The 388-nt window shown below is 69.8% G+C and carries 1 protein-coding gene; it reads right to left on the bottom strand.

Annotation, left to right across the window (positions count from 1 at the left end):
* Nucleotides 1-388 (bottom strand): HAMP domain-containing protein (locus AAH991_RS40320; RefSeq protein WP_346231218.1); only part of this gene is annotated, 388 nt, incomplete at both ends.

Genomic DNA, 388 nt, shown 5'->3' with positions numbered 1-388 from the left:
GGCGATCGAGCGGACCTGGCTGGTGAGGTTGGACGCCATCACGTTGACGGAGTCGGTCAGGTCCTTCCAGGTGCCCGACACCCCGCGTACGGTCGCCTGGCCGCCCAGCCGTCCCTCGGTGCCGACCTCGCGGGCGACGCGGGTGACCTCGTCGGCGAACGACGAGAGCTGGTCGACCATCGTGTTGATGGTCTCCTTCAGCTCCAGGATCTCGCCCCGGGCGTCGACGCGGATCTTCTGCGACAGGTCGCCCCGGGCGACGGCCGTGGTCACCTCGGCGATGCTGCGCACCTGGTCGGTGAGGTTGTCGGCCATGACGTTCACCGACTCGGTCAGCGCCTTCCAGGTGCCGGACACGCCCTTGACGTCGGCCTGGCCGCCCAGCCGT

Origin of the sequence: Microbispora sp. ZYX-F-249, assembly GCF_039649665.1 — a bacterium.
GTDB lineage: Bacteria > Actinomycetota > Actinomycetes > Streptosporangiales > Streptosporangiaceae > Microbispora > Microbispora maris.
Note: the sequence above shows the minus strand (reverse complement) of the source record. Positions and strands in the feature narration are given on the sequence as shown.